This is a genomic window from Trabulsiella guamensis ATCC 49490, assembly GCF_000734965.1.
Lineage (GTDB): Bacteria > Pseudomonadota > Gammaproteobacteria > Enterobacterales > Enterobacteriaceae > Trabulsiella > Trabulsiella guamensis.
Window position 1 is genome coordinate 1 of the sequence record NZ_JMTB01000115.1, and the last position, 14,036, is coordinate 14,036.

The 14,036-nt window shown below is 55.0% G+C and carries 19 protein-coding genes and 1 pseudogene; 16 read left to right on the top strand and 4 right to left on the bottom strand.

Going from position 1 to position 14,036, the window contains the following annotated elements:
- Nucleotides 1–910 (bottom strand): phage portal protein (locus tag GTGU_RS20340; protein WP_038161627.1); only part of this gene is annotated, 910 nt, incomplete at its 3' end.
- Nucleotides 910–2,661: a terminase large subunit domain-containing protein gene (locus GTGU_RS20345; RefSeq protein ID WP_038161630.1), complete on the bottom strand. Its 1,752-nt coding sequence runs from the start codon at nucleotides 2,659–2,661 to the stop codon at nucleotides 910–912. The genes GTGU_RS20340 and GTGU_RS20345, both read right to left, overlap by 1 nt.
- Before the next feature lie 159 nt (nucleotides 2,662–2,820).
- Between GTGU_RS20345 and GTGU_RS20350 the strand changes: the two genes are divergently transcribed.
- From GTGU_RS20350 to GTGU_RS20425, 16 genes are all read left to right on the top strand, one after another.
- Nucleotides 2,821–3,660, top strand: coding sequence for a GPO family capsid scaffolding protein (locus GTGU_RS20350; RefSeq protein WP_038161633.1), 840 nt, complete (start codon nucleotides 2,821–2,823; stop codon nucleotides 3,658–3,660).
- A gap of 59 nt (nucleotides 3,661–3,719) precedes the next feature.
- Complete coding sequence (locus GTGU_RS20355; RefSeq protein ID WP_038161636.1) at nucleotides 3,720–4,802, top strand: phage major capsid protein, P2 family; 1,083 nt, start codon at nucleotides 3,720–3,722, stop codon at nucleotides 4,800–4,802.
- A gap of 65 nt (nucleotides 4,803–4,867) precedes the next feature.
- A complete protein-coding gene (gene gpM, locus GTGU_RS20360) occupies nucleotides 4,868–5,710 on the top strand; it encodes a phage terminase small subunit (protein WP_038161639.1) in 843 nt (280 codons plus the stop codon).
- 98 nt (nucleotides 5,711–5,808) lie between these two features.
- Nucleotides 5,809–6,306, top strand: coding sequence for a head completion/stabilization protein (locus GTGU_RS20365; protein WP_038161642.1), 498 nt, complete (start codon nucleotides 5,809–5,811; stop codon nucleotides 6,304–6,306).
- A complete protein-coding gene (locus tag GTGU_RS20370) occupies nucleotides 6,306–6,506 on the top strand; it encodes a tail protein X (RefSeq protein WP_038161645.1) in 201 nt (66 codons plus the stop codon). The genes GTGU_RS20365 and GTGU_RS20370 overlap by 1 nt, the downstream gene beginning before the upstream one ends.
- A 10-nt stretch (nucleotides 6,507–6,516) precedes the next feature.
- The gene (locus GTGU_RS20375) at nucleotides 6,517–6,846 is read left to right on the top strand and encodes a phage holin, lambda family (RefSeq protein WP_038161648.1); all 330 of its coding nucleotides are present in this window, start codon (nucleotides 6,517–6,519) and stop codon (nucleotides 6,844–6,846) included.
- A 40-nt stretch (nucleotides 6,847–6,886) separates the two neighbouring features.
- Nucleotides 6,887–7,366, top strand: a complete 480-nt coding sequence (locus GTGU_RS20380; protein ID WP_038161651.1) for a TIGR02594 family protein — start codon at nucleotides 6,887–6,889, stop codon at nucleotides 7,364–7,366.
- 8 nt (nucleotides 7,367–7,374) lie between these two features.
- Nucleotides 7,375–7,932: a hypothetical protein gene (locus GTGU_RS20385; RefSeq protein WP_051857400.1), complete on the top strand. Its 558-nt coding sequence runs from the start codon at nucleotides 7,375–7,377 to the stop codon at nucleotides 7,930–7,932.
- A 2-nt stretch (nucleotides 7,933–7,934) separates the two neighbouring features.
- Nucleotides 7,935–8,399 carry a phage tail protein gene (locus tag GTGU_RS20390; protein WP_038161654.1) on the top strand — a complete coding sequence of 155 codons (465 nt, stop codon included), beginning with the start codon at nucleotides 7,935–7,937 and terminating at the stop codon, nucleotides 8,397–8,399.
- A complete protein-coding gene (locus tag GTGU_RS20395; protein ID WP_038161656.1) occupies nucleotides 8,396–9,058 on the top strand; it encodes a phage virion morphogenesis protein in 663 nt (220 codons plus the stop codon). Before GTGU_RS20390 ends, GTGU_RS20395 begins: the two co-directional genes overlap by 4 nt.
- Nucleotides 9,048–9,629 carry a phage baseplate assembly protein V gene (locus tag GTGU_RS20400; RefSeq protein WP_038161659.1) on the top strand — a complete coding sequence of 194 codons (582 nt, stop codon included), beginning with the start codon at nucleotides 9,048–9,050 and terminating at the stop codon, nucleotides 9,627–9,629. The genes GTGU_RS20395 and GTGU_RS20400 overlap by 11 nt, the downstream gene beginning before the upstream one ends.
- A complete protein-coding gene (locus GTGU_RS20405; RefSeq protein WP_084222819.1) occupies nucleotides 9,626–9,994 on the top strand; it encodes a GPW/gp25 family protein in 369 nt (122 codons plus the stop codon). Before GTGU_RS20400 ends, GTGU_RS20405 begins: the two co-directional genes overlap by 4 nt.
- Nucleotides 9,981–10,877, top strand: a complete 897-nt coding sequence (locus tag GTGU_RS20410; protein WP_038161665.1) for a baseplate assembly protein — start codon at nucleotides 9,981–9,983, stop codon at nucleotides 10,875–10,877. Before GTGU_RS20405 ends, GTGU_RS20410 begins: the two co-directional genes overlap by 14 nt.
- Entirely contained in the window at nucleotides 10,870–11,484 is a 615-nt protein-coding gene (locus tag GTGU_RS20415; protein WP_038161668.1) for a phage tail protein I, read from the top strand. Before GTGU_RS20410 ends, GTGU_RS20415 begins: the two co-directional genes overlap by 8 nt.
- A complete protein-coding gene (locus tag GTGU_RS20420) occupies nucleotides 11,474–12,466 on the top strand; it encodes a phage tail-collar fiber domain-containing protein (protein ID WP_038161672.1) in 993 nt (330 codons plus the stop codon). Before GTGU_RS20415 ends, GTGU_RS20420 begins: the two co-directional genes overlap by 11 nt.
- The gene (locus tag GTGU_RS20425; protein ID WP_038161674.1) at nucleotides 12,466–13,068 is read left to right on the top strand and encodes a tail fiber assembly protein; all 603 of its coding nucleotides are present in this window, start codon (nucleotides 12,466–12,468) and stop codon (nucleotides 13,066–13,068) included. The genes GTGU_RS20420 and GTGU_RS20425 overlap by 1 nt, the downstream gene beginning before the upstream one ends.
- 87 nt (nucleotides 13,069–13,155) lie before the next feature.
- Here GTGU_RS20425 and GTGU_RS20430 read toward each other — a convergent pair whose 3' ends face one another.
- Nucleotides 13,156–13,644 carry a phage tail protein gene (locus GTGU_RS20430; RefSeq protein WP_038161678.1) on the bottom strand — a complete coding sequence of 163 codons (489 nt, stop codon included), beginning with the start codon at nucleotides 13,642–13,644 and terminating at the stop codon, nucleotides 13,156–13,158.
- A 14-nt stretch (nucleotides 13,645–13,658) separates the two neighbouring features.
- Nucleotides 13,659–14,036: pseudogene (locus GTGU_RS26150) on the bottom strand (phage tail tape measure protein); the annotation flags it as partial.

The window sequence follows — 14,036 nt, forward strand, 5'->3', positions numbered from 1 at the left end:
CATCACCGAACGAACCGTTACCGTCAGGCATGGCGCCCATCAGTTGCGGCGGAACGCGGTGAATGGCTAACATGTCGTCACGCGACGACGCCTTGACATTCACAAACTCATCTTTGGCGGTGATCTGCTGGAATGGCAGGATCTGTACGCCATCTTTCCCGCCACCCGACGCCTGGATAAGAATGTTTTTAAAGGCGCCACCACCCCTTGATTCCTGTAGTGTTTTCTTCACCTCTTCCATGCTTTCACGGTCAATCTGTGAAGCACCGATGTAGATGATACAGCCGGCATGAGATCCGTTGTCGTAGTAGAGTTTGCGGAACATGTCAGCAGAGTAGGACAGGCTCGCCGATAATAACCCGCCGAGATATTCCGGCATGCCGTAGATCTCCTGATTAATATCGGGATTAAGGATATGGCAGATATCGCCGCGCCGGAAAGTGTGGTCAGGTTTCCCGTCCTGGATATACCAGTAAGTATCCGTATCGATACCGCGCCGCGTGTATTTCGCGAGCGCATGCCGCATGATAAGTGGTGAGCCTAACACGTTGGTTCGCCGCTCAAGATAAGCGTTACCGAACACAAACCAGTCGAGGGCCAGACCGGAGAACGCCTGTCGTGACAGAAGCGGATGCGGGATAAAGCAGCCACTCAGCACATTGCGTTTAAAGTAAAGCGCCGACTGATGCCATGATGTTTTACGTGCCGCCTGTGCCAGGCCGTAAAAATCAACGGGTGTTTCGTAATACCGGCCATTATCGGCACAATACATGTTATCAAGCAGGTCATGACTCTCCAGCCGGTACGGGCCGTTAAACGTGAACGCGCTGAGTGACGGATCGCGTTTCAGCGCCGCTCCGATATCAGCATGGCCGCCACGGTTATTTCTGGTGTATTTGCGCTTTTTCATTAAAACTCCATCACGAAGCTACGATGACTGCCATCTTCGCCACCGAGTGGCTCATTGATGATGGCAAGCATTGTCGCCCAGGCTAAATCACCGTGGCTGACGCCACGCGAACGATCGGTATCGTAGGTAATAAACCCGCCAGGGGTTTTGGTTTTTCTGACCGCATTGAACGCGGTCACTAAAGCCCGCTCACTTCTGTCATATTCCCACCGGCCAGCCCGGATGACCTGCAGCATTTTCATCACGAGTGCGCGCTTTGATGCCAGGTTGAAACTGTAGGGGACAGCGGCGGGAAAGAATTTTTTGACGATTTGACAGACGCCGTCGCCATTACCACCGGTCACATCTATGCCGATGTGTTGCACGTTGTATTTAAGGGTAAAATCCTCAATGACTTTCGCCTGCTCTTCAAATTCAAGTCCCTGCACCTGCAATGTTTCGATCGTACGGAACTTTCCGCCAGGGACGGCGGGAGGCACAACAACAGACAACCCGCCGCTGTCACCGTTACCGCTGCTGCCGTTGGCGTCGTAACCGATCCATACAGGACGGTTACCCATGGGACGCGCTGCAAACGGTTTCCAGTCAGGCCACTCGTCATAACCATCGGTACCACAGCTGATCAGTGCGTTAAGGCTGAACGCGGCTTCGCCATCACGGACGAATTCGCACATGTACAGATTAAGGAATTCGTCTTCGCTGTTTTCATCACGGATTTCCTCAAAACAGGTATGTTCCCATCCATGATCAACAACATCTTTCAGCGTGACGATCTGACGCCAGGTTTTATCCGGACACAGCAGGCCACTGTTCAGTTTCTTCCATGACACATCAAAGGGCTGACGCTGTGCTTTTGGTCTCTTCGCGTTCCAGCGATCGCCGGTCCAGAACGGAAAGGCTTCATGGGTTTCACCTGACGGGGTGGAGAAATAGGTACGCGTCAGCCCTGTCAGGGTTGCCATGGTGCCGGCAACTTTGCGCAGTTTAATGAAGTTATTCACCCAGAAAAATTCATCAAAATACAGGTTTCCGGTATAAGACTGCGCGGTTGCTGCTGATGTACCGAGAAAATGCAGCTCAGCACCATTCGACAGCACGATTTTATCCCCACCCTTCAGTTCGACATCCACTTCTTCCGCGACCTTCTGAATAAACCCCCTGAACTGCTGCGCCTGGCGTCGTGATGCAGACAAAAAAATCTGGTTTCGCTGATAAGGGTATTTAACGTCATCACGTAATGCGTTAAGCAATGCTTCACGGGCAAAATACCAGGTGGCACCAATCTGGCGGGATTTCAGTATCATCCGGTTGCGGTAACCGGCATTACGGACAGTGTCAAGCGAGTCATACCAGCCACGCTGATGCCACGCCAGCGATCCCAGTATTTTTTCCCGCAGCGCGGCGACCTGTTCTTCCGTGAAGTGGTTTTTCAGTTTGCGCTTACGCGGCGGTTTGCCAGCACTGGCGGCTGACGGCTGGCCGTCTGTGAGCCTTTTCAGTTGCCGGGTAAGTAAATCAATCTCTTTGAAGTCGCCGCCGGTCTTGTCTTTCTTCTCCGTGAGCTGGATTAAACGGGCGTCCATTGTCTGGCTGACACGCTGAATTTGTGGTGTTTCGTCCCATTCATCACGCTTTTTCCATGCATAAATCGTGTTCTGGTTTATTCCCATCAGGCGCGAGATATCCGCTGGCGGGTATCCCTGCCAGTAAAGTTGTTTTGCGCGCTGCCGTACAAAAGCGTCCTGAATCATCCGCCCTCCACTGTTTATGACGTGGAGATTACCCCGCGCGCGATCCCTCTGCTGCCCCCTTTTTTGTCTGACAGAACGGCGACAACAAAACCGCGTTGAGCCATGAAGTTACACGGTGCCAGTATGGCCGGCATAAACAGATTAAACAGGAGTATCAGCATGGCCAGTGCAACTAAACCGGCACGCAAAAAATTCCGCGTTGCGGTTTCCGGGCCCACCGTTGACGGGCGTGAAATCAATCCATCACTTCTTCAGCAGGCTGCGGCGAATTACCGGCCTGATGTTTATGGTGCACGCGTCAACGTGGAGCACTTCATTTCGTCTTTTCCGGGCAGCGAACTGTCCGCGATGGGCGATGTTATGGCACTGAGCACGGACGAAATTACTGAAGGTCCGTTAGCCGGCCGTACGGCACTTTATGCCGAGATTGAGCCCACTGAGCGCATGAAAAAGCTCACTGATGACGGTAAAAAAATCTACTCCAGTATTGAGCTTGACCCGAATTTCAGTGCGCTGAACGGCGGGGCATACCTCAGGGGGCTGGCAATGACGGACACCCCGGCGAGCCTGGGCACCGAGCGCCTGCAGTTTGCCGCACAACAACGCCAGCAGGTCATGACATTCAGCCATCAGCAGGGTGAAGCGCCGATGTTCACCAGCGCCATTGAGGCAGAGCTGATTGAGCTGACGGAACAACGCAGCGATGAAGGTAAGCAGTGGTTCAGCCGTGTGATGGGGATCATCAGCCATGGTCGCAAATCTGAGGGTGAACAGTTCAGCCAGGTGCGCGAGGCAGTGGAGAACGTCGCACAGTCGCATGCTGACCTGCTCGATCGCTTCAGTTCGCTGGAGACCCGGCATGCCGCTGACAAAAAGCAGATTGAAAAACTCAGCAATGAACTGACCGCGCTGACGGACAGGCTGAAAACCACGGATAGCAACCCGGACTCCCGCTTTACTGCCACGGGAGGTAATGGCACCCAGATGGCTGATTTCTGATCCATTCAGTCATCAGCCAGGCAGGTTTATTTCCGGACTCATTCAAAGAGAGACTCACGATGAATATTGTACTTTCAGCGCAGGCCCGTAATCAGGTTGCGATGTATATGGCACGACAGGCGCAACTTAATAACATCCCTGTCAGCAGCCTGGTGAACCGTTATAACGTCGATCCTGCTGTGCAGCAGCGTCTTGAAAACGCGATTAAAGAGAGCACCGAACTGACGAAAAAAATTAACGTCATTGGTGTTGTTGATCAGGAGGGTGAAAAAGTCCTGATTGACACCCTCGGCCCGATTGCCCGTACCAATACAACGACTGACGGCAGTCAGCGCCGTAACCCTGTGTCAGCCCACGATCTGAAAGTGCGCCGCTACCGCTGTGAACAGGTGAACTACGACACGTTCATTGGTTATCCGGTGCTGGATGCATGGGCGGGACATCCTGATTTTCAGGCGCGTGTCAGCAATCAAATTGCGCAGCAAATCGCACTCGATCGCATCATGATCGGCTTTAACGGGACGTCGCATGCACTGGTATCAGACCCGGTAGCTAATCCGTTGCGCCAGGATGTCAGCGTGGGCTGGCTGGAAAGCATCCGCCAGCTTGCACCTGAGCGGATCATATCGGATGTCACACTGACGTCGCGCGACATGGATAACAAAGTGATTGCTGCCGGTGATTATGGCAATCCGGATGCACTGGTGCAGGACGTCCGTTCCACCCTGCTTGACGAGTGGTACAAGGACGCGCCGGATCTGGTGGTTATGCTGGGGCGTGATCTGTTCAACACGATGCGCCTTCCGCTGATTAACGCGATGAGCGCCACCAATCCGAACTCTGAGCTGTTGACCGGTCAGCTGATCGTATCGTCCCGCATGATCGGTGGCCTGCCGGTGTATCTGGCGCCGTTCTTCCCGGCTGACGCGATGCTTATCACGTCATTCAGCAACCTGTCCATTTACTTCCAGAAAGGTTCACTGCGTCGCCTGATGAAAGAAGAGCCGGAGTACAACCGGATCGCAACTTATCAGTCAATGAACGATGCCTATGTGGTTGAAGACTTCGGTAAGTGCGCGCTGATTGAAGGCCTGACATTTGCAGAGGCCGCACCGGCCCCTGAGCCGGCGCCAGAGGCGTAATCAGACCTGACAGGTAATCATCAGCACTGGCGGGATATTTCCCGCCAGTCAGGGGAGAAGAACCAATGTTAACACCGGCACAGCATCATTTTCAGAAAGTGATGGCAAAACGACGCGGCCAGCACGCAGAAGAAACCCTTGTCCAGCGTACGGCGCATGAACAGATCATGCACACGCTGCGCCTTGCCCAGTCCAGGCTTAAAGGTATCCAGTCAAACGCGGCAAAAGCGGAAATAAAAAAGGAACTCATGCCGGAGTTCACCGGCTGGATCGATGGCACGATTGACGGAGACAGTGGCCGTCAGGATGAGGTCATCACCACCATGATGGTATGGGCCATCGACTGCGGTGATACCGCGCAGGCGCTGCGCCTCGGTGAATACGTGGTGCGCCATAACCTGAATATGCCGGATAACTTTGGCCGCAGTGCTGCCACCGTGCTGACGGAAGAACTTTGTGCGCCGGTGCTGACTCTGGCAGTGACCGATCCGGATGCTGACCTGTCGGAATTTATCGCACCGCTGGACGAACTGAAAACCATTGTTGCCGGCAGCGATATGCCGGATCAGGTCAGGGCAAAACTCTGCAAGGCAGCCGCATTTGTGCGCCGCGCTTCCACAGATCCGGAAGTATGGGGGGACGCACTTAAGTTATTTCGTGAAGCGATGCATCTCGACAAAAATGCCGGCGTTAAACGTGAGATTGCCACTCTGCTGCGCATGCTCAAAAAGGTGCCGGGTGTACCGGCGGACGCCGCCACAGATAACGGTACTGCAGCGACAGCCACGAAAGCGGTAACCGGCGCAGCAGGTAAAAGAACAACGAAAGGCAAAGCGGCAAAAGCGAAGGGCTCACGCAGGACAGCGACGAAGAAGCCCGGCTCCGCTGCAGGCCAGGAACAGAGTTAACGACTTCGCCCCCGTGCGACAGGCGGCGCGAGCGGTTATCTGCCCGTTTACGGTCTTTTGACCGCTCGCCCACCGCCTGATTTTTTGGGAGATAAGGCATGAGCAGTATCGTGGCAGGCAAAACTGTCATGTCCGCAGAGGGTGATGTTGCGGACGTTGATGATGGTGAAAGCGCGGTCAGTGCCGGTGCATTCTGGCCGGTGATAAGCCTGCATGATCTCCGCCTGGCAGCGCGCATCACTGGTGGCATCACCACATCAAGACTGATGCACGCAGCAACGGAAGCTGTGGCGCATGTTATTGACCAGCTCAGTGACTGGCAGACAGAGCAGGAGCAGGCAGGTTACGCCACGCTGCAGGATGTACCTGCAACGCAGATCAACGATGAAAGCAGAAAAGTCCACAGCTTCCGTCGCGCGGTGTACGCCATCACCCGCGCTTTCGTCCTGGAAGGATACCGCGACGTGGACACGACAGCAAAAGGTGATCGGGTTGCTGATGCGATGGATATGCAGCGTGATGAGCTGTGGCGTGATGCACGCTGGAGCATTGCGGATATTCGTGGTGTGCGGCGTGTCTATGCGGAGTTGTGCTGATGAAAGTGAAAGCGTTGCAGGGTGACACGGTGGATCTGCTTTGCTGGCGCCATTACGGCACCACGCAGGGCGTCACCGAACAGGTGTTATCTGCCAATCCGGGACTGAGCCTGTATGTTTTTCTCAGTGCCGGTCAGGAGGTGGAGTTGCCGGAAGTCACTGCCCCGACACAGCAGGAAATGGTGCAGTTGTGGGGCTGAGGGGAAAAATGTGCAGAAACTACCACCGGGTTTACTGGAACAGACAATGAAATGGATTGCCACGTATTTACCGGCGCTGTACGCAGCCTGCGCGGCAGTCAGCATTTCAGCGCTGATGAGCATTTATGACGGGAAATCACTGGTGCAGACCATCACCGGATCCATAGCCTGCGGGATCATGACGCTGGCTATCGCGGGATCGCTGGAATTCCTGGGTTTCCCGGCTAATGCGGTGACATTTCTCGGGGCATCAATCGGTTTCCTCGGCGCTGAAAAAGTCAGAAACAAAGTCACCAGCTTCATTGAGGGCCGGGAGAAAGGGCAGAAAGGTGAACAGTGATGACTGACATACCGGATGAGACGAAAGCGGGGATATAATCATGAAAGAACCATCATGGTTGACAGAAGGCCGTAAGTATATCGGCGAAAAGGAGATCAGGGGGGCGCAGCATAACCCGCTGATCCTGCAGTTCTGGAAAGACATTAAACGTGGAGGCATTAAGGATGACGAGACCCCATGGTGTGCCGCCTATGTCGGCGGCGTTCTTGAACGCGCCGGATTCAAATCTTCCCGCTTCGAATCCGCAAAATCTTACCTCAACTGGGGAAACCGACTGGAACAGCCTGCTTATGGTTGCGTGGTGGTATTCAGTCGCGACGGCGGCGGGCATGTCGGATTTGTTGTCGGACAGCAACCGGACGGCGACCTGATGGTACTTGGCGGCAATCAGAGTGATGCCGTCAATATTCGTGCCTTTCCCCGTACCCGTGTTACCGGTTATCGCTGGCCTGCAGGTGTGCAGGTTGACACCCGTCCGCTCCCTGTTCTGACGGGGCTACGTTCGGTATCGGAATCATGATAGCGGCAATGTGGCAGGCGATTAAAGCCAGGTGGCAGGTCGCATTGCTGGTTTTCACCGTCATTGTTATTGCGCTGCTGTGTATTCTGCTGGCAGTAAGCCGTGCCAGCCTGATGAAAGTGCAGAGCGATAACGCGGTGCTGTTGTCTGATAACCATCTTCAGAAGCAGGTCATTGCAACGCAGGCCTTTAATTTCAGCCGCTTTAACCAGGTTGCAGAACAGACCGGCAGCCTGAATATGTCCGTTGATGCCGGCACTGAAAAAACGGTCATTGAATACCGGGAGATCCTGAGACGTGAAAAAACCTGTGATTTGCCTGTGCCTGCTGATATTGCTGGCGGGCTGCTCGACTACGCGAACCGTTTACGTGCCGGCGCAGTGCACGCCGGTGCCGGCATCACTGATGCAGCCGATGATGGTTCCGTTACCACCGGCGAAATGACGTACTGCCAGGCGGTTTTGTGGATTGGTCCGCTTCTTGCCGTCATTGAGAAGGGTAATAACAACCTGTCGGGGATACGTGAAATTGAACGTCAGCGGCAGCAAACGGCACCGGAGGAGTAAACATGCTGAAAGCCAATGCACTGCGCACCACCATGCTTGAGTGCAGTAACTGGTGCCGGGCGAACCCGGAGGCCTTCACGGTTTTTGTGGGTGAAGGTAACGTTGAGACGACAGGCGAAACACCAACCTTCGTGTACCGTTACACTCTCGTGTTCTTTTTAATGGGATTCACCGCGGACATTGACGAAATAGTACTGCCACTGATGGCGTGGCTCGCTGATAACCAGCCTGATTTACTGCTTAACCCGCAGAAGAACAGGGATATTGGCTTTAAAACGATCATCAATGACGATGATACTGCTGATCTGTTATTTGAGCTGCCGATCCGTGAGCGTGTGAAGGTCACCCGTGATGAGTCAGGCCGGCTTCATGCTGAACATTTACCGGAGCCAAAGCCGAGAATTCCATCAGCGGAAGGCGACTGGACCAGCATTATAGAAGATGTGACATGGCGGGATAATGTATGACCGACGCCCTCTTTCGTGAACTTGATCAGGCATTCAGCGACATTGTTAATACGCTGTCATATGGCGGCAGGCACAGACTGGGCCGCGCCATCGGAAGCGCGCTTCGCCGCAGCCAGCAGAAACGCATCCGGGCACAGAAGAACCCTGACGGCTCTTCATTTCAGCCGCGACGGCGCCGGGTGACACGCACGCAACAGGGTATCAGATTTATCTGGAATGATGACGTTCGTCACCTGAAAAACTGGAAACATGAAATCGGGCGCTACGGGCGACGCATCACCGGTTACGACGAAGACCGGGGAGATATGCGCACATTTTACCGCAGTGACATTGAACGCTATCTGGAAATCAACACGCGCGCGGTGACCCGTCCGACCAGAAGGCAAATGAAAATGTTTCAGCGCCTGGCGACCTTCCGTTTCCTGAAAATGCACGGTGATGCCAGCGGTGCCATTGTGGGTTATGACGGTATGGCAGCACGTATTGCCCGCATCCATCAGCTCGGCCTGAAAGACGAAGCGGCACCAGGCATTTTTGTTGAATATCCGGTGCGTGAGTTACTCGGTGTCAGTGAAAGCGATGAACGCATGGTGGAAGGGATCATCATCAGCGAGATGAGCAAGGCCCGGCGGTACGGGAGGGCATACCGTGGATACTGAGCTGCTGCGCCTTATTGAAAACATCATCCGCACCGGCACTGTCGCTGAAATTGACGAAGAAACGTGGTGTGTCCGTGTCAGGAGCGGCGAGCTTGTGACGAACTGGCTGCGCTGGAACACTCAGCGCGCCGGCGCCTTTAAGATATGGGTGCCGCCCGTCATCGGTGAGCAGGTGTTATTCGCCTGCCTGGGAGGCAATCCGGAAACGGCGTTTATTGTTGGCAGCATATACAGCGACAACCATCCGGCACCGGGCAGCACCCTGCAGGAAGTGGTAATGACTGCACCGGATGGCGCCAGATTTCATTATGATGCTGATGCCAGCGCGCTGGCGGTCACCGGCATAAAGACCGCTCATATCACGGCGTCCGTCAGCGTCACACTGGAAACGCCGGTCGTGGAGTGCACGGATCACCTGAAAACACGAACATTTGAGCTGCTTGAAGGTGGCACGATGAAGGGCGATGTCACTCATTCAGATGGCCGCCTTTCGTCCAACGGTATCACCGTACACACCCACGTTCACGGTGGTGTTGAAAGTGGCGGCAGCAAAACACAGGGGCCACAGTGATGATCAGCTACACGGGCATGAACCCGGACAATACCGGTCTGCTGACAGACGCGGCGCAGTTGTGGAATTCCGTTCGCGACATTCTGACAACGCCGCTCGCCACGCGCGTGATGCGCAGGGATTACGGAAGCCTTGTCCCTGATCTGATCGATGCGCCAAAAAACGACGCCACCCGCCTGCAGTGTATGAGTGCAGCGGTGATCGCGCTGACGCTCTGGGAGCCACGAATTGCGATGACACGCATCAATATCAACTATGAAAAAGACGGCGCTGTAAGGGCTGAGCTGGAAGGTATCATCACGGCAACCATGCAGGCCGCAGGCACATCACTGATACTGAAGGAGGCCGGTAATGCCAACCGTTGATCTGTCGCAACTGCCACAGCCTGAGGTGATTGAAGCGCTGGATTTTGAAGTTATTCTCAGCGAGTGGAAAGATTTGATTATTGCAGCGTTCCCGCCGGAACAGCAGGCTTCCGTCTCGGCGGCCATGGCGCTGGAATCTGAACCGCTGAACATCATCGCCCAGGCAGGCACGTACCGTGAAGTCATTCTCAGGCAGCGTATCAATGACGGTGCTGCCGCCTGCATGCTGAGCCACTCGGTATCTACGGATCTGGATAATCTGGTTGCCAACAACAACACACAGCGCCTTGAAATCACGCCAGGAACGGAAAACAGTCCGGCGGTGATGGAGAGCGATACAGCCCTGAGACTGCGGGCGCAGGCAGCATTTGAGGGGCTGAGCGTGGCAGGGCCAACGGGTGCCTATGAGTATTTCGCCATGAGTGCCAGCGGAAAAGTGGCGGATGCCCGCGCGATCAGTCCGTCGCCGGCCGTGGTGGTGGTCTCTGTCCTGTCAACGGAGGGCGACGGCACGGCGGATGCTGCGCTACTGGAAACCGTTGACAGGGCACTGTCGGCAGAAGACAAGCGCCCGGTTGCTGATCGTCTGACAGTACAGGCAGCGGAGATTGTGAATTATCAGATTGACGCTGTGCTTTATCTCTATCCGGGGCCGGAGTCAGAGCCCATCTATATTGCCGCACAGAACTCCCTGCAGTTGTGGCTGAGTCAACAGGGAAAGATCGGCCGTGACGTGGCCTGCTCTGCGGTGATTGCTGCGCTGCACATTCAGGGTGTGCAGCGGGTGGAATTGCTGTCACCGGCAGAAAACATCGTGATCGACGACACGCAGGCCGCACGGTGCACGGGCTTTACCGTCACTCTCGGGGGCACAGATGAGTAACGACCTGTTACCCCCGTCAGCCAGTGATTTTATGCGCCGCGCGGCCACGGCACTGGAGCGGCTCACCGGGATCCCCGTTGATTTGCGTAAGCTCTGGAACCCTGACGAGTGTCCTGCGCCGCTGCTGCCTTATCTTGCCTGGGCGTTGTCAGTCGACAGATGGGATAAAAACTGGTCTGAGCAGACAAAACGACAGGTAATCAAAGCCTCATGGATAGTGCACCGCCTGAAAGGAACCATCACGGCGATCCGCCGCGTTATCGAACCGTTCGGCAGCCTGACACAGATAACTGAGTGGTGGCAGGAAGACGGTATACCCGGCACATTCAGGCTTGAAATCGCCATCCAGGACCAGGGGATCACCGAAGATAAATATCTGGAGCTTGAACGGCTCATCGATGATGCAAAACCCAGAAGCAGACATCTTGCGGGACTGCTCCTGTCGATACAGACACAGGGAGATATCAGAACGGCGGCCGGCCATTACCTGGGTGACACGCTGACCGTCTACCCTTATTTCCCGGAAACGGTAACAGCAGGTGACAGTTACTGGTTCGCCGCCGCATCTCACGTTGTTGATACTATGGAAATCAGACATGCCGATTAAATACTATACCCTACTGACTGATACCGGCGCCGCAAAACTGACGGACGCCATTGCATCAGGGCAGCCACTGGAAATTACCGAAATGGCCGTGGGGGACGGTAACGGGGCATTGCCTGTGCCGTCGCCGGAACAAACGGCGCTGGTTAACGAACGCTACCGCGCACCGCTTAACCTGCTGACAAAAGACCCGAACAATGACAGCCAGGTGATTGCTGAAATGGTGATCCCTGAGGGCACCGGCGGTTGGTGGATCCGTGAATTTGCTGTCTTTGACAGCGACGGTGACATGATTGCCGTGGCGAACTGTGCTGAGACGTACAAGCCACAGTTACAGGAGGGCAGTGGCCGCGTGCAGGCGCTGCGCATGATCCTGATCGTCAGCAATACGGCTGCAGTGACATTGATCGTTGATCCATCCATTGTACTGGCAACGCATCAGTATGTTGATGTAACTGTCAGTGAAGCACTCGCAGGGCATATTACCGACCCGGACGCACATCCGCAGTACGTTACCATCGCCACATTAAGAAAGCATATTCCGACAGGTGTTCCGCTCCCCTGGCCGACAGAAACACCCCCCACGGGATGGCTGAAATGCAACGGTGCAGGCTTTAACAAAACGCTGTATCCGATCCTCGCCGCTGCATACCCGTCAGGGGTATTACCGGATCTGCGCGCGGAATTTATCCGTGGCTGGGATGATGATCGCGGTATTGATCAGAACCGCGTCATTCTGAGCGAGCAGGAAGGTACCATTGTTTCCATCTCGCAATACCTGAGTAACTCGTTTATGCAGGGGGTGGCGGGAAGTTTAGGTGATCCATCTGCCAGCTTCTTTGGGGATAATATGGGATCAGTGCCACAGATATACCGGTTTGTTCTGAATGCCAGTTCCATTGAAACCGGCTTTGTCGGCCCGAATGATGTTGCAAGGGCCCGTCCCCGTAACGTGGCGTTTAACTATATTGTGAGGGCGGAATAATGAATACGACAGCAGCAGTTATTGGCTATGACGGCCTTGCAACGACACCGGGCATTATCACGGTGTACCGGTTTAACCAGGTAACCCGCGAATACCTGTCGTCTGCCGTTGAGTACCTTGCTGAAGGTGTGGGTATCCCGGCGAATTCATGCACTGACGCACCGCCGGAAGGGATGAAAGGTAAGGCGGTCACAAGAAATGCAGAGAACACCGCCTGGCAGCTTGTTCCGGATCACCGTGGCGACACCGTGTATCTGAAATCCACGGGACAGGCATTCGTTGTCAGCCTGCCGGGCGACTATTCAGAAGACGTCACCACGCAGGCCCCGCTCACTATCTATGACAAATGGGACGGCAGCGCCTGGGTGACGGATACCGCAGCACAGCATGCGGCAGACGTGGCGGTTGCAGAACAGCAGAAAGCAACGTTACTGGCGGCGGCTCAGGAGACGATCAGCCTCTGGCAGACAGATTTATTGCTGGGCACCATCACTGATGAAAACCGGCTGAAACTGATTGCGTGGCGGCAGTACATGGAGGACGTAAGTGCGGTTGATGTTGACCATGCGCCGGGTCTGACATGGCCGCCGAAGCCGGAATAACCGCCGGCATCAGTCGGGCACTGTCATTGCCGGCAGTGCTGCAGTAAAAAAGCGGGCATTTGCCCGCTTTTGTTTCTGGCCTGCTGGTCAGAACAGGTTTGATACCGTGCTGCTGACCGTGTTATATGCGGATTCGGCCTTGTCTTTCAGGCCGGACAGTAAATCACCAACGGATGACGCCTGCAGCCGTTCGCGGAGGTCTTCATCACAGCGCTGGAAGCTTATCGAAAACTCAATCTTTTTTGCATTCCCGTACCGGTCGAACTCCGCGTGTGTCGTCTGCAGCCCGGTGAGAACATACATCCCGTAAATCTGGCCGACGCCGCTGATTAACGGCCACGGGCGCCCGGTGTAAGCCTGCGTTGTCAGCACGGCAAGGGACACATCACTACCGGTAACTTCCGGATACAGCACACCGTTAAGGGTGATTTGCGCTTCACCGGCACCGATATACTGCCATTTTGCTGATCGGTTGATACGATCATTTTTGACATGCCGCCAGTTGATGGACTGCTGCAGTTGCTGGTATGGCAATGTTTTCAGTTCAAAAACAAACATTCCGTATATCATCATCATAATGGTATCCCCCCTTAATCCCGGTCTCTGAAACTATTCCGGCTGAGCCGCTCACGCCGTGCCAGTTCAGCATTAACAGCATCGGCGACGATACGACCAATCTCCCGTGCATCCTGACGCTCAACCCCGTGAAGATGTACGTGGATCTCACCACTGAAACCGGCGTCAGCCACAGTGGCTTCACTGCGGCGCCCGCGAACGGGACCGTGCTCTGCCTGACGAACAGGGAGTGAAGCCGCCGCGACAGACGGACGATCATTAATGACCGTGCCGGCCATGACAATTTGCGTTTCAGGTGGCGCCGCACTGACCGTTGATGTCGTGTTGAGCCTGCCGGCAGTCCGGGCCAGCCTGGACTCCTGCCATTCACCACGCACGGCAAGCGCTTTGGG

Excerpts from the sequence above, each read along its gene's own strand:
- GTGU_RS20345 (WP_038161630.1), bottom strand. The coding sequence starts at position 2,661 with ATGATTCAGGACGCTTTTGTACGGCAGCGCGCAAAACAACTTTACTGG.
- GTGU_RS20350 (WP_038161633.1), top strand. The coding sequence starts at position 2,821 with ATGGCCAGTGCAACTAAACCGGCACGCAAAAAATTCCGCGTTGCGGTT.
- GTGU_RS20355 (WP_038161636.1), top strand. The coding sequence starts at position 3,720 with ATGAATATTGTACTTTCAGCGCAGGCCCGTAATCAGGTTGCGATGTAT.
- gpM (WP_038161639.1), top strand. The coding sequence starts at position 4,868 with ATGTTAACACCGGCACAGCATCATTTTCAGAAAGTGATGGCAAAACGA.
- GTGU_RS20365 (WP_038161642.1), top strand. The coding sequence starts at position 5,809 with ATGAGCAGTATCGTGGCAGGCAAAACTGTCATGTCCGCAGAGGGTGAT.
- GTGU_RS20370 (WP_038161645.1), top strand. The coding sequence starts at position 6,306 with ATGAAAGTGAAAGCGTTGCAGGGTGACACGGTGGATCTGCTTTGCTGG.
- GTGU_RS20380 (WP_038161651.1), top strand. The coding sequence starts at position 6,887 with ATGAAAGAACCATCATGGTTGACAGAAGGCCGTAAGTATATCGGCGAA.
- GTGU_RS20385 (WP_051857400.1), top strand. The coding sequence starts at position 7,375 with ATGTGGCAGGCGATTAAAGCCAGGTGGCAGGTCGCATTGCTGGTTTTC.
- GTGU_RS20390 (WP_038161654.1), top strand. The coding sequence starts at position 7,935 with ATGCTGAAAGCCAATGCACTGCGCACCACCATGCTTGAGTGCAGTAAC.
- GTGU_RS20395 (WP_038161656.1), top strand. The coding sequence starts at position 8,396 with ATGACCGACGCCCTCTTTCGTGAACTTGATCAGGCATTCAGCGACATT.
- GTGU_RS20410 (WP_038161665.1), top strand. The coding sequence starts at position 9,981 with ATGCCAACCGTTGATCTGTCGCAACTGCCACAGCCTGAGGTGATTGAA.
- GTGU_RS20415 (WP_038161668.1), top strand. The coding sequence starts at position 10,870 with ATGAGTAACGACCTGTTACCCCCGTCAGCCAGTGATTTTATGCGCCGC.
- GTGU_RS20420 (WP_038161672.1), top strand. The coding sequence starts at position 11,474 with ATGCCGATTAAATACTATACCCTACTGACTGATACCGGCGCCGCAAAA.
- GTGU_RS20425 (WP_038161674.1), top strand. The coding sequence starts at position 12,466 with ATGAATACGACAGCAGCAGTTATTGGCTATGACGGCCTTGCAACGACA.
- GTGU_RS20430 (WP_038161678.1), bottom strand. The coding sequence starts at position 13,644 with ATGATGATGATATACGGAATGTTTGTTTTTGAACTGAAAACATTGCCA.